The organism is Sphaerisporangium sp. NPDC004334 (assembly GCF_053602655.1).
In genome coordinates, this window is the sequence record NZ_JBSGDZ010000057.1 from 1 (window position 1) to 20,256 (window position 20,256).

Sequence of the window (20,256 nt, forward strand, 5' to 3'; positions counted from 1 at the left end):
GCCGAATACGAACGCCGGCACGACGCCGAACAAGACCGCTACGCTGCCGCATAGCCGCAAACCCCGACCTGTCCACACAACCGGGGCAACTTCAGTTGCTGGTCGTAGCACCTGTTTGCGCGCAGCGTTTGAGGGCTAGTCGGTGTCCTTTGGGTGTCGTGGCGATGCATAATCACCCAGACCGTACGAGCGACGTCATCGACGGCATAGCGCACACGACCACCACTGGTGACCTCGAACTCCCACTGCTCCAAGTCTCTGCCGTTGTGGCGATGAGTCGCAAGGTCGCCGCGCAGGCGATGTTGCCGGTCGTGGCTGGAGCGTGAACGGGGATCAGCCCGCAGTACCTCGAAGCATCGGCGCGTATTGGCCAAAGCATGCCGGCACAGTTCCTCCCAGCCCCTGACTGCGTCGCTGGTGGGGAACCGGACGTCCCACTCATCGTCCAGAGGTGGCACCGTGACTCGATCTCCGCGCTTCGGGCTCACGGCGAAACCTGCACCGGCCCGAAGTCTCCGCTCGTGGGCCGGCGAGCCCTGGCGTACTGCGCAGGATCGGCCTTGATCCTGGCAGTGGCCCGCCAGCCTGCGATGACTTCCTGGGCGGTGGCATCGACATCCAACTCGGCCGCGTCGGAGAGTGCCTCGACCAACTCGAGCGTGAAGGCACGAAGTTCAGCCGAGGACAGATGGCGGACCCAAGGGAAGACCTCAGGCATGGCTATGACCAGCGCACGCGCGGTGGGGTCATGCTTGATCAAAGCAAGGAACAGCCGGGACGCGGTGGCCAGCGTCCGTTCGCGTTCCTCTTCACGGTCCGCCGCCGTCAAGTAGAAGTCGGGAGCATCCCGATGCGTGACACGCACCCGTCCCAGACGCGCCGCGCGCTCGGCGACCGCCCGGGGATTCCTCGACAGGTCAGAGAAGGTCACCGCGTCGGCATGGCTAGCGCTCACTCCACGAGTGTATGTCAGAACACGTTCTGATACGAGCCGATCCAGCTGCATAACCCGCAGCAGCGAGTAGGGATTGCTCACAACGGCGGCGGCCGGTGCTCCCGCCGGGACCTGCCGCCAAGGCCACGCGCGGCGGGGAACACCGCACCGCAGCGCGGCGCGCCCTGGCGCCGCCTTGACGCAGTAGAAACGCCTCGCCGTGATCACTGTCCGTGTCCAGACGTCCGACGCCTACGGCTGCGCCCAACTCTGTCGCTGAAGCCATTCGGCATGCTTCGCGTAGATCAGAGCGTGCCCGTTCGGTCGGTCATCACGGTCAGCCAGGAACTGATAGAGCGCTTGGAACAGCACCGTCACGGCGATGCTGTTCCGTTCACCATTGACCGGGCCGACATCCAAGGGGCCGGCCTCCGTGGGGAACGCCAGCATGAGCACGAGCGCTTCCCAGACCAGGTTGTTTCCCCTGTTCACCTGGACGATCAGCCACTCCCTGAAGCCGGCCAAGAGTGTATGACCGCTGCCGGCGTGGAACCCGGCAATGAAGGTCGCGAATGCGCGGTATGAGCCGTCCAGCCCATAAGAACCTGGTCGTCTATGGATCTCCGCCATGTACTCACGAGGCGTCCACGTGGCGACCGATGACACCTCACCCGCTACCGGGAGAGCTTCTTCAGGCTTCACCGGACCCCAGCCCAACTAGGCAGCCACGCCCGTTCCAATGAGGCTGCGGTGGCCCTGGGCGGAGCACTATTGAAGTGTTTCGGCTTCTGATCAGCATAGGCGTCGCGACCTACGATGCCTTGACTTGAGGAAGTCGTCCACCCACTACTTTCTGCTACGCCACATGCCGTCGTCTCCCTTGACCGCACGTAGTCGTCCCCGTAGGCCAGCGACGCGCAGTGCGTTTGGGACCTTGGATAGGTGCTGCTCGTTCGTCAGGTGCCCGTGGCGGTTGATCAGGGCCGTGAGCGCCGCACGGGTCTCTAGCGTGTGGGCGTCCTGGTCGGGTGGTCGCCTGGCGGATCTGGCGCTTGAGGCGTGCAGGCTCTGATCTTTATGGCAGCTCGGGAAACCGTTCGCGTAGGTGGGTCAGCACTGCCAGGACGCGGCGGTTGGTGTCGTCGGTGGGTGAGAGGTCGAGTTTGGCCAGGATGCTGCCGATGTGCTTGCCGATCGAGGCCTCCGACAGGACCAGCGTTTTCGCGATGGCCGCGTTGGAGTGACCTTCGGCGACCAAGGCGAGCACCTCGCGTTCGCGTTGGGAAAGGCGGGTGATCGGGTCGTTCTGGCGGTTGAGCAGGCGGCGGACGACCTGGGGATCGATCACGGTGCCGCCGGCGACGACGCGGCGCAGGGCGGAGACGAAGTCTTCCACGTCGACGACACGGTCCTTGAGCAGGTAGCCGACGCCGAGCCCGCCGCCGGAATCGAGAAGCTCGGCGGCGTAACCGTGCTGGACATACTGGCTCAGTGCGACCACGGCCAGGCCGGGGTTGTCCCGGCGCAGCTGGACGGCCGCGCGTAAGCCGTCGTCCGTGAACGTCGGTGGCATGCGGATGTCGGTCACCACGAGGTCGGGTGAGTGCTCGGCCGCGGCCCGCAGAAGTTCCGTGGCGTCGCTGACGCTGGCGACCACGGTGAAGCCGAAGCGTTCCAGCAGGCCGGCCAAGCCCTCGCGCAGCAGGACGCCGTCTTCGGCCAGGACTACGCGCATGGCAGCTCCGTCCGGATCAGAGTGGGGCCGCCGGGCGGGCTGGAGAGCAGCATTCGCCCGGCGGCGACGGCGACCCGGTCGGCGAGGCCGGTGAGACCCGTGCCGTTCGAGGGGTCGGCGCCACCTCGGCCGTCGTCGCGGATCTCGACGGTGAGCAGGCCCGCGGTCTCGCGGGCGGTGACCGTGACGGCCGTGGCTCCGCTGTGTTTGGCGACGTTCGTGAGGGCTTCGGCGACGACGAAGTAGGTGGTCGCCTCGACCTGTTCCGGTGGGCGCCGAGGAAGGTCGGTCTCGACGACGACCGGGATGGGGCACTGGTCGGCGAGCTCGCGCAGCGCGGCAGGCAGGCCGAGGTCGGTCAGCACGTTCGGGCGGATGCCGTGGATCAGCTCGCGCAGCTCGGACATCAGCTGCTTGGCCTGCTGATGAGCCGTTTCGACGGCCCCCGCGGCGGGGGAGGCGGCCGGGATGTCGAGCTTGGCCAGGCCGAGCTGGAGGGTCAGTCCGACGAGCTTCTGCTGTGCGCCGTCGTGGAGGTCGCGTTCGATTCGGCGGCGTTCGGCCTCGAACGCGCTGACCAGGCGGGCTCGTGATCGCGACACCTCGACGAGTTCCGCATGCAGTTCGTCGGCGGCGCCGGGGTGGAGCAGTGCCCGGGCCACCGCGCCGTGGACGCCGGCGACAAGGGTGAGCAGGTAGGGCACGGTCACCAGGGCGGCGAAGCCGGTGATGGAGTAGGGCACGGCCTGTGGTGGCGTGGTGATGACGGTGACGCCGAAGTTGATCTCTCCGGCGGGGACCAGCCAGGGGCTCAAAGCGCACACCGCGATCAGTATGAGGACGAACGCGACCATGCTGTAGAGCGCGGGGACCACGGTCACGAGCAGGACGGCGTACGACAGTTCCCGCCAGGTCAGCGGTTGGCGGTACCACGAGAGGCCGAACGGTACCCGGCGCACTGACGGGACCGGCCGGTGGTCTACCAGGCGCAGCCGGACCCGCTCGGCGGCGGCCAGCGGCCGGGCCACCAGCGGCCCGAGCGCGGCTACGAGCGCGGCGCCGAGGACCAGCAGGATCAGCCCGGACGCGGGCTGTGCGGTGTTGGTGGCGACCCGCCGCGCGAGCAGCGCCCATGGGAAGGCCAACAGTCCTAGCGGTACCGCAAGGAGCATCGCGATCGGGACCGACGACAGTACGTACATCGCGGACCTGAGAGGCCAGACGGACATGATGAGACGCCGTGTGACGAACGCGGAGAGCGCGGTGCGGGGCGGGTTGGCGGACACAGGGATCACGCTAACCAGCACGGGCGGCGGTTCCCACCGAGCCGGCCCCACACCTCAGGTATGGCCAGCCATACCTGTAATCGGGGACCAGGGGTAGTGCCACGCGCCCGGCTCGCTGGTGTGCTTGCCGACCATGAGAAAACATCCGCTACTGACCTATTTCACGCTGTCGTACGGCATCACGTGGCTGTGCTGGCTTCCCTACATCCTGTCCGAGACCGGGCTCGGTCTGCTGCCCATCCGCTATCCCGAGATTCTGGGAAGTTCACAGACCTTGGGGGTACTACCCGGTGGCTACCTCGGCCCGATCACGGCCGCGTTCATCGTCACCGCCGTCGTGGACGGCCGGGCCGGCCTGCGGCTCTGGGCGAAACGGCTGGTCCGCTGGCGGGTGAGCCCGCGCTGGTACCTCGGGGTCCTGCTGGCCGTCCCGGTCGTCGCGGTCGTCTCGACGTTCCCGCTTCCCGGTGCACTGGCCGACTTCCGCATCCCCGGCGCGACCGTCTTGCTGTTGTACGTCCCGATGCTGGTCATGCAGTTCCTCACGACCGGACTGGCGGAGGAGCCGGGCTGGCGTGACTTCGCCCAGCCCAGGTTGCAGGCCCGCTACGGCCCGCTCGCTGGTTCGCTGATCCTCGGCCCGCTGTGGGGTGCGTGGCACCTGCCGTTGTTCTTCAGCGAGTGGGCCGACTGGCCCAATGTGGACTGGTTGATGATGGCGGAGTTCGTCGGCTCGGCGATCCCACTGAGCCTCGTCATGACGTGGGTGTTCAACCGGACGAACGAGAGCCTGCCGGTCGTCATGCTGTTCCACGCCAGTGTCAACACCGTTTACTCCCTGGTATGGGAAGCATGTTTCCCGTCCTTGGACGCGTTCGGCGACAGTGTGCACACGCTGGCGATCGGCTCAGGGGTGGCGGCAGTCGTGCTGCTCATCGCCACCCGGGGCCGGCTCGGCTACGAACCGATCGCCGCCAGGGAGTTCCAGAACACCGGCGCACGGTAACGAGCCGCGAATCAGCGTGGCGACATCCAGGCCGGTGAGACCGGCCGAGAGCGCGGTACCGGTCGGGCTGTGGTCACCAGGGGGACAGGATCAGGGCCTGCAATAGCAGGCCGGTGACCGCTTGCGCGGCGAGCGCGCGTCGGCCGGGGGCGTACGCGGCGGCCAGGCCGATCCACAGGGCGAAGGGGGACCAAATGCGCTCCACCTCTCCTCGCGTCACTCCGCTGAGGTCCAGCGCCAGTACCGCCACCAGGGCCGCGGCCACGACGAAGGCGGCAGATCGGTCCCCGAAGCGCAGGGAGGCAGCCCGGTCACCGAGGCCGAAGGCGGCGGGCCGGTCCCGGAGGGCGATGGTGGCGGTCCGGTCCTTGAGGCCGGCGGCGGTCCGGTTCTTGAGGCCGGCGGCGGCGGGCCGGTTGGTGAAGGCGAGGCTGGGGAGGCCTGTGGCGGCGGCGGGGCCGGTGGTCAGGGCGAGCACCGCGAGGTTGGCGACCAGGAAGTACAGGTAGGGCCGGGCGGCGCCCGGGTCGGCGGCCCACTGCGCGTGGGTGGCGACCACTCCGGCGGGCCACCAGAACCCCCCGGCCGCGAACGCGGCCGTCACCGACGCCGCCCCGGCCAGCGCCGCCGTCACGGCCGGGCGCGGCAGGCGGGCGAGCACGGCGACCGTCACCGGGATCAGCAGGTAGGGGACCAGCCCGTAGCTGAGGTACGGCAGCGCGCCCAGCAGCACCCCGGCTCCCGCCGCCCACAATGTCCTGGCCGTGGTGCTCCGGCCGAGCACCAGCAGCGCGACGCCCCACGCGCCGACGCCCGCGAAGAAGGCGTCCATCGTGGTGGCGATCCACACCGATACCGGGGTGAGGGCCAGGTACGGCAGCGCGCGCCGGGCGGCCTGCTCCCCCGCCAGGCGGCGCACGGTCAGCCCGATCGCCACCGTGGCGGAACAGCCGGCCGCGATGACCAGGACCGCCGCCCACAGCGGCCCGCTCAGCCCCACGGCGGCCAGCGCCCAGAGCACCAGCACGGGCAGCGGCGGATGCCCGCGCACGTGCGTCGGGTACTCGCCCAGCCGCCGGGTGAAGCCCGCCAGCCAGCCGAGCGGGTCGTGCCCCACCTGCGGCAGCACGGCCAGGTACTCCTGGGGGTGGGTGAACGGCGCGGCGAGCCCGTCGCCCGACATCGCCAGCAGCACCGTCCACGCCAGCGCGAACCCGTAGGCCACGAGCGACGCCCGCCCGAACCCGCCCCGCCGGACCGCCCCGGGAAGAACGCGGACGGCGACGGCGGCGAGGACCGCCGCCGGGACGAGCGTGACCGTGAGGACCCGGAAGTGGGCGTGCAGCGGCGGCAGGTGGTCGATGCGCAGCACGCCGAGCGCGTGCAGCACCGCGCCGACGGCGAAGGAGGCGACGATCAGCGCGCCCCACCAGCCGAGCGCCGCCCGCGTCCGGCGTTCCTCCGCGTGGGTGTCCGTGGCGCGCACGAGCATCAGGTAAGGGTGGCGCATCGTCATCCGGCTTCGGGCCGGTGTTCCGCGTGACGCGCGAGCCTCAGGTCGGGGGTGGCGCATCATCGTCCCGCCTCGGGCCGGTGGTCCACGCGACGCGCGAGCCTCACGTCACAGTGGCGAACCATCCGTCTCGCCTCGGGACGCTGTTTCGCACGACGCGGAAGTCTCAGGTCGGGATGGCGCATCATCGTCCCGCCCCGGGGCGGTGGTCCACGCGCGGGGACCTCAGGTCAGGGTGGCGAACCATCGTCCTGCCTCGGTCCAGTGTTCGGCGGACGGGAAGCCGGAGCGCCGCGCGAGCGGGCCGATGTCGTCGGCGCACACCGTCGCCCAGGCGAACCAGTCGGCGACCCGCCCGCCGTGTCGCAGTCGCACCCGGTCCACCGCGGTCGGCGTCCCCGGCGGCGCGAGTTCGGCGATGACCGCGCCGCCGGGACGTACCAGCTCGCGCAGCCGCAGCAGCAGCGCGCCGGGGTCGCCGCCGATGCCGATGTTGCCGTCGGCCAGCAGCGCCACCGCCCAGCGTCCGGTGCCGGGCAGCGGCTCGAAGACGTTCCTGCACAGGGCCGCTCCGCCGGCGCGCCGCGTGAGGGCGACCGCCAGCGGGGCGATGTCGATGCCGAGGACCGGGACGCCCCTGCGGGCGAGCGCCGTGGTCAGCCGGCCGGGCCCGGAACCGACGTCCAGCGTCGGCCCGTCACACCGGTCCAACAGCCCCCGGTCGCCGTCGATCGGCCGCAGCCAGCGCCCGGCGGCCAGCGGCCGGACCTTGCCGTCGGAGTACTCGACGTCCACGTCCCCTCCCTGCAGCGCCTCCTCGTACAGGGCGCCGATCACGCGGCGTCCCCGCGTCCGGCCGAACGCCCGCCGGACCCGGTGGCCGGCGACACGGGAAAACGGCGGGTCGCGGGCGAACAGTGGTCGGGACGAAAGTGGCGGGCCGCCGGATTTCGGGGGGCCGGCTCGCATGCCACAGGAGATTCCGGACGGCCGGACAAGGGGGCGATCTCGATCACAGGGCGACGTTACAGCGGCGTTCGCCCGCCGATTCTTACGAATCCGTGACGTGACGTTCTGCTCATGTCCGACAGCGGGTGACCTGCGAAGACGCGGGAATACCTCAAGGCGGCGACTTTCGTCCGGTCACCGCCGTCCACTGATGCGGCCGGCGCGGATAAACGCGGAACAATACCATTCGGCCCTCATTCATTACGCAGCGCCGAATCGCCTCGTTCGTGCGGCGGGCCGGTTCTGTCACGCTGGAAGGTCGCGTACAACCACCACAGGGACGGCAGGAGCAGCACGGCGCCCACGGCGAGTGCGCCCAGGGTGGCGGCCAGGACGCCGGTGGTGGCCGCGGCGTCCTCCAGCGTGATGCCGGGCAGCAGGTCCGGGTACTGGCCCACGCCCCAGCCCCACAGCAGTCCGGTCACCGCCAGCGCCGCGGTGAGGCGGACGGCCAGGTAGGCGCGGCGCCACAACAACGCCAGGGAGACCAGCCCGGCGGCGATCGACAGCGCCAGCAGCGGCAGGGCCCGGCCGCCGGTGAGCTCGGCGAACAGCCGCGGCGCGTCGGCGCGCAGCACGAGCAGACCGGCTGCCGACAGCAGCCCCACGACCGCGCCGCAGGCCAGGGCGCGCCGTCTGAACTCCTCGGCCAGGCCGTCTTCGCCGGCGCGCTGGGCGTCGCGGGTGAGGTAGACGGCGGCGAGGTAGGCGGCGGCGCCGACGGCCAGCGCGCCGGTGATCGCGGAGGTCGGGTTGAGCCAGCTCGACACGACGTTCCCCGCGGCGATGCCGGCGGGGACCCGGCCGGAGGCGATGGCGCCCGCCACCGTACCGAGGAAGAACGGGGTGGCGACCGAGGAGAAGGCGAACGCGGCGCCGAACAGGCGGCGCTGCCACAGCTCGGTGGAGACCTTGCGGAAGGCGAAGGCCGCGCCGCGCGCGATGATGCCCAGCGCCGCCAGGGTCAGGGGGATGTAGAGGGTGGAGGCGACGGCGGCGAACACCCCGGGGATGCCGGTCCACATCAGGACGATCACGAAGATCAGCCAGACGTGGTTGGCCTCCCAGACCGGGCCGATGGAGTGCTCGATCAGCTCGCGCCGGCGCCGCCCGGAGGCCGCGCCGCCGGACAGCAGGTCCCAGACGCCGCCGCCGAAGTCGGCGCCCGCGAACAGGACGTAGGCCGTCAGGCCCGCCCACATGACGCCGATCATGACCTCCGCCAGCGGCATCGGTCACACCACTCTCTCGTCTGTCTCGTCGTGGACGTCGGGCTCCTGGGGCGCGATGGGCACGGGCCGGTCCCGGGCGAGCAGGCGCAGTACGTACACGGTCGCGACGGTGAGCACGGCGTACACCAGGCTCACCAGCACGAACCCCCACACCAGGCCGGGCGCGGGGTTGACCGCGTCGGCGGTGCGCATCACGCGGTAGACGATCCACGGCTGGCGGCCCACCTCGGTGACGACCCAGCCGGCCTCCAGCGCCAGGACGGCGGCGACGCCCGAGACGGCGGCGGCGCGCGGGAACCACGGCGAGCGCGGCAGGTCGCGCCGCCGTATCCAGGCCAGCGCGAGCCACGCCGACAACGCGAGGAGGGCGAAGCCCAGCCCGACCATGAGCTGGAAGGCCAGGTGCACCACGTTGACCGGGGGCCAGTCGGCGACCGGCACCCGGTCCAGGCCCATGATCTCCGCGTCGGGGTCGAAGTGGGCGAGCAGCGACAGCCCGTCCGGGATCTCCAGGGCGTACCGCATCCGGTCGTCGACGGCGATGCCGCCCACGTGCAGCGGGGCTCCGCGCTGGGTGTGGAACACCCCTTCCATGGCCGCGAGCTTGACCGGCTGGTTGGAGGCGACGAAGTGGGCCGCCCAGTCGCCGACGACGATCTGCGCCGGGGTGACCAGGGCCGCGGCCGTCAGCGGCAGCAGCAGGCCGGCGCGGTGGTACCGGTCGCGGCGCCCGCGCAGCATGGCGACGGCGTACACGCTCGCGATGCCGAACCCGGTGACCATGAACGCGGCCAGGATCATGTGCACGGTCTGCGGCGGGGTCGCCGGGTTGAACATGGCCGCCCACGGATCCACCGCGACCACGCGGCCGCTGGCCAGGCGGAAACCGGTCGGCTGCTGCATCCACGCGTTGGCCGTGACGACGAAGAAGGCGCTGGCCACCCCGGCGACCACGATGGGAATGCCCGACAGCATGTGCGCCACCGGCGTCAACCGGTCCCACGCGTACAGGTAGACGCCCAGGAAGATGGCCTCGATGAAGAAGGCGATGCCCTCCAGGGAGAACGGCAGGCCGATGACCTGGCCGTAGGCGCCCATGAGCCGGGGCCACAGCAGCCCCATCTCGAAGGACAGGATCGTCCCCGACACCGCGCCGACGGCGAACAGCACGCCCATGGCCCTGGCCCAGCGGCGGGCCAGCAGCCGGTAGTGCGGGTCGCCGCGGCGGTGCCCCCGCCACTCGGCGATCAGCGTGATGGCCGGCATGCCCACGCCCAGGCACGCCAGCACGATGTGCCAGCCCAACGAGAGCGCCATCTGCATGCGGGCGGCTCCCAGGCCGGCGTCGGCGGAGTCCGCCATCACCTGCATGATCATCGTGACTCCCCGGCGCCGTGTCGGTCCACCTCGGCGGGGGACGCGCGCGGGCGTCCCCCGCCTCCGACCCTGAAGACCTCCCCAAGGGGGTCATCCGCGCGCGAAGCCCCCGTCCCGGGGGTGTCTCACCAGGGTTGGAGGACGACTTTGTTGCACTCGTTCTCCTTGTGCTTGAACATCTCGTATGCGTGCGGCGCGTCCTCCAGCCGCAAGCGGTGGCTGATCACGAAGGCGGGGTCGATGTCCCCGGCGCGGATCCGCTCCAGCAACGGCTTGAGGTAGCGCTGGACATGGCACTGGCCGGTCCGCATGGTCAGCGACCGGTTCATGAACGACCCCACCGGGAACTTGTCGACGAAGCCGCCGTAGACGCCGATGACCGAGACGATCCCGCCGTTGCGGCAGGCCATGATGGCCTCGCGCAGGACGTAGGGCCGGTCGGTCTCCATCCGCGTCGCCTGCTTGGCCCGGTCGTAGGCGTGCATGGCGGGGACGGGGTAGTGCGCCTCCATCCCGACCGCGTCGATGCAGGCGTCGGGGCCCCGGCCGGCGGTCATGTCGCGCAGCGCGTCCAAGACGTCTGTCTCCTCGTAGTTGAGGGTGTCCGCGCCCGTGCGTGCGGCGATCTCCAGCCGGTACGGGAAACGGTCGATGACCACGACGCGTTCTGCGCCCAGCAGGAAGGCGCTCACGGCGGCGAACTGGCCGACCGGGCCCGCCCCCCAGATGGCGATGACGTCACCGGGCTTGATGTCGCACATCTCGGCGCCCATCCAGCCGGTCGGCAGGATGTCGGACAGGAACAGCACCTTCTCGTCCGGCAGGCCGTTCTCGATCTTGATCGGTCCGACGTCGGCGAACGGCACGCGCGCGTACTGCGCCTGGCCGCCCGGGTAGCCGCCGAGCATGTAGGAGTAGCCGAAGATGCCGGCCGGCGCGTGTCCCATGAGCTTCTCGGCCAGCCCCGCGTTCGGGTTGGAGTTCTCGCACACCGAGTACATGCCGCTTTGGCAGGACAGGCAGCCGCCGCACGCGATCGGGAACGGGACGACCACGCGGTCCCCGACGCGCAGGTTCGACACGCCCGGGCCGACCTCGACCACCTCGCCCATGAACTCGTGGCCGAGGACGTCGCCCTTCTTCATCGTGGGGATGTAGCCGTCGTACAGGTGCAGGTCGGAGCCACAGATGGCGGTGGAGGTGACGCGGACGACGGCGTCGCGCGCGTTGAGGATCCTCGGCTCCGGGACCTCCTGGACCTCGACCTTGTCGCGCCCCATCCAGCAGATGGCTTTCATGGGCTCCTCCTCATCTCATCGGCTGGGCCACGTGCTGGAACAGCTGCCGGATGGCCCGGGTGCCCTCGGGGCTGCCCTCCGAGCGGGTCACCTCGCCGGTCTCCATCACCTGCTTGAAGCGCCGCAGGTCGTCACGCACCTGCTGGTCGGGGTGCTCGCCGAGCAGCCGGGCGAAGGCCAGGCCGAGCCTGCCGGCCGGCGCGTCGTAGTCGATCCGCACGCGCACCTCGGTGCCGCGCCCGCCGGGAGCGTCGGTGAAGCGCACCGATCCGCGGTTGCGCACGGTGGCGCCCTCCAGCGACCGCCAGGCGATCAGTTCGTCCTCGCGGTCCTGGACGATCTCGGCCTCCCACTCGACGGGCTTCCTGGCCGGCCCTCTGGCCCGCCACCGGGAGCGCCCGCCCGGGCCGGTCTCCACCGAGTCCAGGTGGATCATGAACCGGGGCAGGTTCTCGAAGTCGCGCCAGAAGCGGTAGACCTCCTGGCGGGGGCGGTTGACGGTGATGGAGGCGCGCAGACCGGTGGTGGGCGCGACCGGCGTGATCGTCCCGCCCTTCTCGACCCGCATCGCGGCGTACAGGTCGGCGGCCGTCATGCCGGCCACCGCCGTCGAGACGGCCATGACGCGGCGGCGTCTGGCGCCCGCGCGGCGAGCCAGGGCGCGGCCGAGCAGCGCCAGGTCCATGGCGTCGCCCGCGACCCGGGTCCACACCATCGACGCCGGCCTGCGGCTGCCGAGCAGGGCGGCCGCGTGGAGCAGTTCCCGCATGCCGACCAGGCGCACCGTGGCCCGGGACACGGCCGAGTCCTCGAAGCCGCCGAGCCGGCCGAGGACACGGGGTGCGGCGAGCTGTGCGGCGCCCAGTCCCAGGCTGGCCCATCCGAGCGCCGCGGCCAGACGGCGGGCCTTGTGATTACTCGCTCCGCTCATGTGAACCTCACATGGCTGGGTATGTGGCGATCCGGCGCACCGGCGGCCCCTCGCGACGGGCGCGTCCCGCGCGCCGCCCGGTCCGGCCGACGGCGGACCTCTCGTTTACCAGTGAGCCGTACCCCTTCGACGTGGGACGACACAGATCGGCCCATTCCCGCGCCGGAACCAGACCGTATCGAGGGAACGCGGTGACGCGTGCACCGGTTTGAGCGGCTCCACACGGGGGTAGCCCGGCCGCCCGCATCGCGCGTGCCGCGACACACTCGGCCGGGGCCGGGGCCGGGTTCGGGTCAGGCGGGCGTGCCTGGGCCGGCCGGATCGGCGGCGACGGAAGGGTCTTCGCCGATGGTGGAGGGGTCTTCGGTGACCACGGGGTCCTCGCCGGCGGTGGTGGGGAGGTCCTCGCCGGCGGTGGTGGGGAGGTCCTCATCGGCAGTGGAGAGGTCCTCGGTAGTGGTGAAGGGGTCCTCGGCGGGGAACAGGATGGGGCTGAGCAGATAGCGGGTCCGGCCGGGAGCGGGCGGGTTGGCCACGCGGGGGGCGATCGCCGCGCGCATCTGGGCGATCATCTCCAGCAGTTCCTCACGGCTGAGCCAGACCGCGTGCTGCCGGTAGCCGACCAGGTCCGCGACCGGGTCGGCGCCGTCGCGGCCGAGATAGGAGCCGAACTCGGCGAGCAGGGCGGCCATGGCCACGGCGAACCCGCGGCGATGGTCGTCGGCCGACAGCGACCGCATCGCCTCGGCGTCGATCACGGCCCTGTCCTGGCGGAGCCGGTACCGGCGCTCGACCGCGCCGCGCACCCGTCGCTCGCCGGCCACCTCCAGGACCCCGCCGGCCGCGAGCAGGTCGACGTGCCGGTAGACGGTCGCCTTGGAGACGTCGGGGATGCGCGCGCTGAGCTCGGAGGTGGCGAGTTCGCGCCCGCCGCGCATCGCGTGCACGATGCGCAGCCGCACGGGGTGGGCCAGGAGCTCCAGAGGGTCCATCGCCATACGATCTCATATCTGCTACCGTTCGCAAAAATGAGAAAGGATGGCGTCTGGCATGGGGAACGACACCGACCCTGCGGCGATCGCCGTCACCGTCGTCGAGATGGCCCGCGACGGACGGTTCACCGAGATCGAGGCGCTGTTCGCGCCACGGTTGCGCGCGGTCGTCTCCGCCAGGACACTGCGGACGGCCTGGGCGGCCGAGATCGCCTCCATCGGCCCGGTCTCCGCCATAGGAACCCCGGCGACCGAACCGATGCCCGATGGCGCGGACGGACTGGCGGGAGACGCGGCCGGCGGACCGCCGGAGGGCTCGGACGCAGGACCGGCGGGCACATCGGGCGGCTCAGGCGCAGGACCGGCGTGCACGTCGGGCGGCGGAGCCGGACGGGCGGGGCTGACGCGGGTGAGTGTGCCGGTGAGCGGGCGGCATGGCGGGCTCACCGTGGTGATGTCGGTGGACGGGGCCGGCGCGCTGAACGGCCTGCGACTGGCCCCGGCGGCCACGACGTCCTGGGCGCCGCCGCCCTACGCCACGCGGGGAAGGTTCGGCGAGCGCGATGTCACGCTCGGCACCGGTCCGCTCGCCGTGCCCGGCACCCTCACCATGCCGCGCGGACGCGGCCCGCACCCCGGCGTCGTGCTGCTGAGCGGCGGCGGTCCGTTCGACCGCGACGCGACCAGCGGGCCGAACAAGCCGCTGAAGGACCTCGCGTGGGGCCTGGCCTGCCGGGGGGTCGCGGTGCTGCGGTTCGACAAGGTGACCTGCGTCCACGGCGCGCGGGTGAGCGACGCGGACGGCTTCACGATGACCGAGGAGTACGTGCCGCACGCGGTCGCCGCCGTCCGCCTGTTGCGGAGCAGCCCCTCTGTGGACGCCGCGCGGGTCTTCGTGGCCGGCCACAGCATGGGAGGCAAGGTCGCGCCACGGGTCGCGGCGGCCGAGCCGTCCGTCGCCGGGCTGGTGATCATGGCGGGTGACGCCGAGCCGATGCACCGTTCCGCCGTGCGGGTCGCCCGCCACCTCGCCTCGCCGGCCATCGGCGCGATGACGGAGCCGGATGTCGAGGCGATCGCCCGGCAGGCCGCCCAGGTGGAGGATCCCTGCCTGTCGCCCTCGACGCCGGCCGCGCTGCTGCCGCTCGGCCTGCCGGCGTCGTACTGGCTGGACCTGCGCGCCTACGACCCGGTGGCCGCCGCCGCGGCGCTGGAGGTGCCCATGCTGATCCTCCAGGGTGGGCGCGACTACCAGGTGACGGTCGAGGACGACCTCGCGCGGTGGAAGGCGGGCCTCGCGCGGCGCGCGGACGTCGAGTTCCGCCTCTACGCGGCCGACGACCACCTGTTCTTTCCCGGGACGGGCCCCTCGACGCCGGCGGGATACCAGAGGGCGCAGCACGTCGACCCCGCGGTGGTGGCCGACATCGCCGCGTGGCTGCACCCAGCACCCGGCAGGTTCGCCAGGTTCACCCGGTTCGCCCGCCGCGGCTGAAGGCCGGCCGGGGCCCAGACGTTAGGCCCGCGCCCGGCGGCGTTATACGTAGGAATCCACACAGCGCCGCGAGCGTGCACAACGGCACACACCGCGCCTCAGGTCTCTCTCCAGGAGCGCTCCCGCGCAGGAGGAGGGGACTTCGTGTTTGGCGGGTCCGTCACGGGTACAGGGGCTCGCACGAAGGAGCGCTGACCATGCACCCGTCAGCGCCAAGGCTCAGCACCCTTGAGCGCTGACCATGCATCCGTCAGCGCGAAGGCTCGGCACCGTTGCGCTCCGACCGTGCACGGTCGGCGCCGGAAGCCGAGCGCCCACGAGCGTTGACCATGCATCAGTCAGCGCGCACGACGCGGACCGGTTCCTCGCCGCGTGCCGTGAGACGGACCCCGGACCTCACCGCTCCGCCCGAGGGCACGCGGTCGTCCGAACACGTACGGGGCGGTCGCCGCACCGTCCTTCCAGTCTCCTAGGAGTGCCGTATGACGTTCAACCCTCTGCACGAGCGTGGAATCCCGCTGGACAAGCAGCTGCGCAACTGGCGTGAGCTCGACGTCGCCCCGGTCGACCCCGACCACTCCGATCCCTACACCCGGTGCCGGATCATCGCGATGAACGGCATCGAGGTGGAGGCGATCATGTTCAGCCACCAGCTCGCCCGGCACTGCCCGAGCGTGGAGCTCAAGCAGCAGCTCGCCCGCGTGCGCTACATCGAGGCCCAGCAGCAGAAGGCCGTGAACTGGCTGCTGCCCGGCCTGGCCTCGGTGCTGGAGACCACGATCGCCTACGAGCAGGTGGCCGTCGACCTGACCGCCTGGGTCGCCCGGATGGAGCCCGACCCCTACCTCAAGCGCGCCTACCACTTCGGCGTGCTGGAGGACTTCGACCACCTGTACCGGTACGCCAACCTGTACGAGCTGATCGAGCACCGCAGGGCCGAGAAGATCGTGGACGGCCTGACCGAGGTCATGCCGGGACGGCCGACCTACCTGCACCACCGCGACCCGGTCGACAACGTGCGCGAGCCCTACGACAAGAGCGCCGCGGCGCCGATCTCCAAGCTGCACGCCCTGACGATCATGGCCGCCGAGCAGCAGACCATGAACTTCTACATGAACGTCGGCCCGACCTACATGGAGCCGATCGCCCGCCGGCTCTACCAGGAGATCGGCCTGATCGAAGAAGAGCACGTCACCCACTACGAGTCGCTGGTCGACCCGGGTGAGACCTGGTGGGAGATGCTGCTCAACCACGAGTACAACGAGTGCTACCTGTACCACTCGTTCATGGAGACCGAGTCCGACCCCAAGGTGAAGGCCATCTGGGAACTGCACCTGAACATGGAGCTGGAACACCTGCGCCTGGCCGCCGAGCTGTTCAAGAAGCACGACGGCCGCGACCCCGAGCAGGTGCTCGCCCCCGAGCTGCCGGCGCCGGTCACCTTCGAGCCCAACAAGGCCTACCTGCGCGAACTGATCGCCACCGAGATCGACTACACCACCATCGGCACCGGATACGTCCAGGACGCCCACGAGCGCTTCGAGAAGATGCAAGAGGCGATCATGGGAGGCGAGCCCCTGCCGTCCGAGCAGGTCATCACCGACAACCGCGACAAGAGCGGCCAGGAGTACCGGCTGGAGACCGAGGGCCCCCACCCGGTGCCCAGCCTGCGCACCGACCGCTGACCACCGGCACGGCCAAGGAGGAGACGATGACGCAGGACCCGCCCGTCCCGGAGACGATGGCCGAGGACGACGTGATCGAGCTGCTGCTGCGCCAGCACGCGCTCATCAGGGACCTTTTCGACCAGGTCGAGCAGGCGTCCGCCGAGGAACGGCCCGAGGCGTTCACCCGGCTGGTGCGCATGCTCGCCGTGCACGAGACGGCCGAGGAGGAGACCGTCCACCCGTACGCGCGCAAGAAGATCGACGGCGGGGACGGGGTCGTGGACGACCGCCTGGCCGAGGAGAACCAGGCCAAGCGACTGCTGGAGGACCTGGACAAGAACGGGCCCGACGCCCCCGACTTCCTGGAACGACTCCTCCTGCTCCGCGCGGCGGTGACGGCGCACGCCCGCAGCGAGGAACGCTACGAGTTCACCCAACTGCGCGCCCAGACCACCGCCGCCGAGCGCCGCGCCCTGGCCGCCGGCGTGAAGGCGGCCGAGGCCATGGCGCCCACGCATCCGCACCCCGGCATCGAGCCGGCCACCAAGAACGTGCTGGTGGGAACGCCGGTGGCGATGATGGACCGGATCCGCGACGTGGTCCACCGGGCCACGGACCAGCACAACGGCTGACCGCCCCGGCACCCGCCCGGCCTCCCGTCACGGAGAGGCCGGGCGCGCCCCGCACGAAGGCCGCCATGACCGGGCGCGGCCCGGAGCAGGGCGGTCATGATCGGGCGCGGTCCGGTCGGGGCGATGCCGGCGGCCGATCCCGATCGCGCCGTGGTCGCCGGTAGGGACGGGTGCTCTCGCGGATCTTCAGCTCGGGCGCCAGCATGGTGACCTGCGGCTGCGGCTCGCCGCGGATCAGGCCCGCCAGGCGCCGGACGGCCGTGCGCGCCAGGTTCTCCACCGGAAGCACCAGCGAGGTCACCGGGGCGGCCATCCGCTCGGCCACATCGTCGGAGCTGATGGCGATGACGGAGATGTCCCGCGGGACCCGGCGGCCCGTGCCGGTGAGCCGGTCCACCACCAGTGGCAGCGCCCACTCGTTGTAGACGATCAGCGCGCTCATGCCCGGCAGCCTGCCGAACATGGCGTCGAGCGCCGTGACCACCCCGCCGGACGAGGGCTCGCACGGCTGCCACGCGGCCTTCGCCCCCGCGCGGGCCAGCGCCTCCAGCGCGCCGTCACGGGCGTGCGCCGCGTAGGCCCCGCCGCGCGCGTAGGCCTCCGGCGGTTGCCCGAGGAACCCGACCTCGGTGTGCCCGAGATCGAGCAGGCGCTGCGCGCACAGCCGTCCCGACAGGACGAAGTCGAAGTCCACCTGGCACAACCCGGCAGGGTCGTCGGGCGTGCCGACCAGGACGGCGGGACACTCCAGCGTCCTGAGCAGCTCTACCCGCGGGTCACGCCGCTGGACCTCCATCAGCATCACGCCGTCCACGAGCGCGCCGGCGACCGCGTCCTTGATCGCCTTCTCGCCGTCGTCGTCGGTCAGCATGAGCAGCTTCAGCCCGGTGTCCTGCGCGGCCGACAGCGCGGCCCAGACGTAGGGCATCTGCACCTGGTTGTGCGGCCCGTGCACCATCGGCAGCGCCATGGCGATCACCCCGGACCTGCGCGTCCTGATGGACCGCGCGCCCGCGTGCGGCCGGAACCGCAACTCTTCGATGGCGCGCTCGACCCGCTTGACCGTTTCGGCGGAGATGGAACGGTTGCCGCTGAGCACATAGGACACGGTGCTGCGCGAGACCCCCGCGTGCCTCGCCACATCGGCGATCGTCACGGCCATTGCCCGGCTCCCTGGCACCGTCGAACTGATTCGATTTCGGCAAAGTAACACCAGGTCGGCCCGCCCACAAGACCTACGTCGAGCCCGGGCCCCGGCCGACGGCCCATCCCCACCCGCTCACGGCGGACCGCGAAGGACCGGCCCGCGATCGCCAGGTCAGAAGCCGACGTCACGGCCCATCAGGTCGCCCGCTTCCTCCCGGCGGACGAGCAGTCGCGCGCCGTCCGGGCCGACGGCCACGACCGGGGGGCGGCCGGTGAGGTTGTAGGTCGAGGCCATGGAGTGGTGGTAGGCGCCGGTCGCCGCGACGGCGATCACGTCTCCGGGGTGGACGTCGGCCGGGAGCGGCACGTCGTCGGCGATCGTGTCCCCGGTCTCGCAGTGGTGACCGACCACGGTCATCGTGCGCATCCCGCCCTGATGACGGCGGCCGACCACGCGGACCTCGTACCGCGACCCGTACAGCGCGTGGCGCGGGTTGTCGCTCATCCCGCCGTCGACCGCGACGTAGGTGTGGTTCAGCGCCTTCTTCACCGAGATGACCCGGTACAGGGTGAGACCGGCGGGGCCGCTGATCGCCCGTCCCGGCTCGACGACCAGCTGGGGCGCGCGCAGCCCGAGGCCCGCGCAGCGCTCTTCGACCGCGGCGGTGAGCCGCCCGGCGTAGTCGACCAGGTCCAGCCCGCGCTCGCCCTGAAGGTAGGCGATGCCGTGACCGCCGCCGAGGTCGAGTTCGGCGAGCATGACACCGTGGGTCTCCCTGATCCGCGCCATCTGCTCCACCATCACGCGCGCCGCGGCCTCGTACGGCGCGGCGTCGGTGATCTGTGAGCCGAGGTGGCAGTGCAGGCCGGCGAGCTCCAGCGACGGCTGGGCGAGCACCCGGGCCACGGCCTCGCCCGCGGCGCCGGTGGCGATGGACAGCCCGAACTGCTGGTCCTCGCGTCCGGTGCGGACGGCGGCGTGGGCGCCGGCCGCGATGTCGGGGACGACCCTCACGAGCACCTTCTGCCGCCGGCCGAACGGGACCAGCGCGGCGAGCCGGTTGATCTCGCCGATGTTGTCGACCACGATGCGGCCGACTCCCCCGGTCACCGCCGCCTGGAGCTCACGCGGGGTCTTGGCGTTGCCGTGGAAGATGATCCGCTCGGCCGGGAAGCCGACCGAGAGGGCGACGGCCAGTTCGCCACCGCTGCACACGTCCAGGCTGAGCCCTTCCGAGCGGACCCAGTCGGCCATCGCGCGGCACAGGAACGCCTTGGCCGCGTAGGCGATCTCGGCCTTGGGCAGCGCGGCGCGGTAGGCGCGGCAGCGCAGCCGGACGTCGGTCTCGTCCAGCAGGTAGGCCGGGGTGCCGAACCGCTGGGCGAGGCGCACCAGGGGGATGCCGGCCAGCGTGGCCTCGCCGCCGGGTCCGAACCAGGCCGTCGAGGGCCACGGGCCCCTGCCGATCTCGGCCACGGACGGCATGCTGGTCATCGCGATCATGGGTACCTCGCTCCTAACCGGATCTTCGTCGAGTTGCAGGTGCTGGGCCAGCAGGCACATCACGCCACCCGCAGGCGGTGAACGTCGTGGCCCGTCGCGGCGCTCCGCGGGGGCAGTGTCCCGGCGGGGTCCAGGACGATGCCGGTGACGCCGAGGTCGGCGACCATGTGGCGCAGCGCGGGAGCGCTGAGGCGGATCCAGCGCTGGGCGGGGCCGAGCACCCGTGCCAGCGCGAGCGGCGAGGAGAACGCGACCGCCGTCCTTACGCCCGCGGCCGTGCGGAACAGCCGCAGCGAAACCGTTGCCGTCCCCTCGCGTACCGGCACCACTAACAACGGGTCGCCCATGATGATCCTCCTAGCATCGAAACCGGCGATCGGGGTCAAACCCCTCAAAAGCCAAGCTAGACGGCGATAACCGACCGATGACTTCCCCTTGACGGAGCCCTGACGGCCAGGCCCGAGGAACAGACGCCTTCTTGACGAGCAGCCCGCCAGTGA

At 71.3% G+C, this 20,256-nt stretch carries 18 protein-coding genes; 4 read left to right on the forward strand and 14 right to left on the reverse strand.

The window, feature by feature from the left end; all coding sequences use genetic code 11:
- Nucleotides 1-484: 484 nt before the first annotated feature.
- From ACWEN6_RS39775 to ACWEN6_RS39790, 4 genes are all read right to left on the reverse strand, one after another.
- The gene (locus tag ACWEN6_RS39775) at nt 485-955 is read right to left on the reverse strand and encodes a hypothetical protein (protein WP_452577286.1); all 471 of its coding nucleotides are present in this window, start codon (nt 953-955) and stop codon (nt 485-487) included.
- A 231-nt stretch (nt 956-1,186) separates the two neighbouring features.
- Nucleotides 1,187-1,564, reverse strand: a complete 378-nt coding sequence (locus ACWEN6_RS39780) for a hypothetical protein (protein ID WP_452577288.1) — start codon at nt 1,562-1,564, stop codon at nt 1,187-1,189.
- 445 nt (nt 1,565-2,009) lie between these two features.
- On the reverse strand, nt 2,010-2,669 hold the full coding sequence (locus ACWEN6_RS39785; RefSeq protein WP_452577289.1) for a response regulator transcription factor: 660 nt from the start codon (nt 2,667-2,669) through the stop codon (nt 2,010-2,012).
- Nucleotides 2,660-3,814, reverse strand: coding sequence for a sensor histidine kinase (locus ACWEN6_RS39790; protein ID WP_452577291.1), 1,155 nt, complete (start codon nt 3,812-3,814; stop codon nt 2,660-2,662). Before ACWEN6_RS39790 ends, ACWEN6_RS39785 begins: the two co-directional genes overlap by 10 nt.
- A gap of 274 nt (nt 3,815-4,088) precedes the next feature.
- On the opposite strand from ACWEN6_RS39790, the gene ACWEN6_RS39795 reads away from it, so the two are divergent.
- Nucleotides 4,089-4,961, forward strand: a complete 873-nt coding sequence (locus ACWEN6_RS39795; RefSeq protein WP_354843105.1) for a CPBP family intramembrane glutamic endopeptidase — start codon at nt 4,089-4,091, stop codon at nt 4,959-4,961.
- Between the two features lie 73 nt (nt 4,962-5,034).
- Here ACWEN6_RS39795 and ACWEN6_RS39800 read toward each other — a convergent pair whose 3' ends face one another.
- The 7 genes from ACWEN6_RS39800 to ACWEN6_RS39830 form a co-directional block, all read right to left on the reverse strand.
- Nucleotides 5,035-6,453: a hypothetical protein gene (locus ACWEN6_RS39800; RefSeq protein WP_452577293.1), complete on the reverse strand. Its 1,419-nt coding sequence runs from the start codon at nt 6,451-6,453 to the stop codon at nt 5,035-5,037.
- A gap of 246 nt (nt 6,454-6,699) precedes the next feature.
- Entirely contained in the window at nt 6,700-7,311 is a 612-nt protein-coding gene (locus tag ACWEN6_RS39805) for a methyltransferase domain-containing protein (RefSeq protein ID WP_452577295.1), read from the reverse strand.
- A gap of 365 nt (nt 7,312-7,676) precedes the next feature.
- Complete coding sequence (locus tag ACWEN6_RS39810; protein ID WP_452577296.1) at nt 7,677-8,714, reverse strand: cytochrome d ubiquinol oxidase subunit II; 1,038 nt, start codon at nt 8,712-8,714, stop codon at nt 7,677-7,679.
- A 3-nt stretch (nt 8,715-8,717) separates the two neighbouring features.
- Complete coding sequence (locus ACWEN6_RS39815) at nt 8,718-10,091, reverse strand: cytochrome ubiquinol oxidase subunit I (RefSeq protein WP_452577298.1); 1,374 nt, start codon at nt 10,089-10,091, stop codon at nt 8,718-8,720.
- 125 nt (nt 10,092-10,216) lie between these two features.
- The gene (locus tag ACWEN6_RS39820; RefSeq protein ID WP_452577299.1) at nt 10,217-11,389 is read right to left on the reverse strand and encodes a zinc-dependent alcohol dehydrogenase; all 1,173 of its coding nucleotides are present in this window, start codon (nt 11,387-11,389) and stop codon (nt 10,217-10,219) included.
- 10 nt (nt 11,390-11,399) lie between these two features.
- Nucleotides 11,400-12,320: an SRPBCC family protein gene (locus tag ACWEN6_RS39825; protein ID WP_452577301.1), complete on the reverse strand. Its 921-nt coding sequence runs from the start codon at nt 12,318-12,320 to the stop codon at nt 11,400-11,402.
- Between the two features lie 293 nt (nt 12,321-12,613).
- Entirely contained in the window at nt 12,614-13,318 is a 705-nt protein-coding gene (locus tag ACWEN6_RS39830; RefSeq protein ID WP_452577303.1) for a helix-turn-helix domain-containing protein, read from the reverse strand.
- A 52-nt stretch (nt 13,319-13,370) separates the two neighbouring features.
- On the opposite strand from ACWEN6_RS39830, the gene ACWEN6_RS39835 reads away from it, so the two are divergent.
- The 3 genes from ACWEN6_RS39835 to ACWEN6_RS39845 all read left to right on the forward strand — a co-directional run bounded on the left by ACWEN6_RS39835 (nt 13,371) and on the right by ACWEN6_RS39845 (nt 17,106).
- On the forward strand, nt 13,371-14,807 hold the full coding sequence (locus ACWEN6_RS39835) for an alpha/beta hydrolase family protein (protein ID WP_452577304.1): 1,437 nt from the start codon (nt 13,371-13,373) through the stop codon (nt 14,805-14,807).
- A 482-nt stretch (nt 14,808-15,289) separates the two neighbouring features.
- Nucleotides 15,290-16,492, forward strand: a complete 1,203-nt coding sequence (locus ACWEN6_RS39840; protein ID WP_452577306.1) for a hypothetical protein — start codon at nt 15,290-15,292, stop codon at nt 16,490-16,492.
- Between the two features lie 26 nt (nt 16,493-16,518).
- On the forward strand, nt 16,519-17,106 hold the full coding sequence (locus ACWEN6_RS39845; protein ID WP_452577308.1) for a hemerythrin domain-containing protein: 588 nt from the start codon (nt 16,519-16,521) through the stop codon (nt 17,104-17,106).
- 94 nt (nt 17,107-17,200) lie between these two features.
- Here ACWEN6_RS39845 and ACWEN6_RS39850 read toward each other — a convergent pair whose 3' ends face one another.
- From ACWEN6_RS39850 to ACWEN6_RS39860, 3 genes are all read right to left on the reverse strand, one after another.
- A complete protein-coding gene (locus ACWEN6_RS39850) occupies nt 17,201-18,268 on the reverse strand; it encodes a LacI family DNA-binding transcriptional regulator (RefSeq protein WP_452577310.1) in 1,068 nt (355 codons plus the stop codon).
- A 156-nt stretch (nt 18,269-18,424) separates the two neighbouring features.
- Nucleotides 18,425-19,756 (reverse strand): diaminopimelate decarboxylase, encoded by a 1,332-nt coding sequence (gene lysA, locus ACWEN6_RS39855; RefSeq protein ID WP_452577311.1) that lies wholly within the window; start codon nt 19,754-19,756, stop codon nt 18,425-18,427.
- Between the two features lie 59 nt (nt 19,757-19,815).
- Entirely contained in the window at nt 19,816-20,103 is a 288-nt protein-coding gene (locus ACWEN6_RS39860; RefSeq protein WP_452577313.1) for an SAV_915 family protein, read from the reverse strand.
- Between the last annotated feature and the right edge of the window lie 153 nt (nt 20,104-20,256).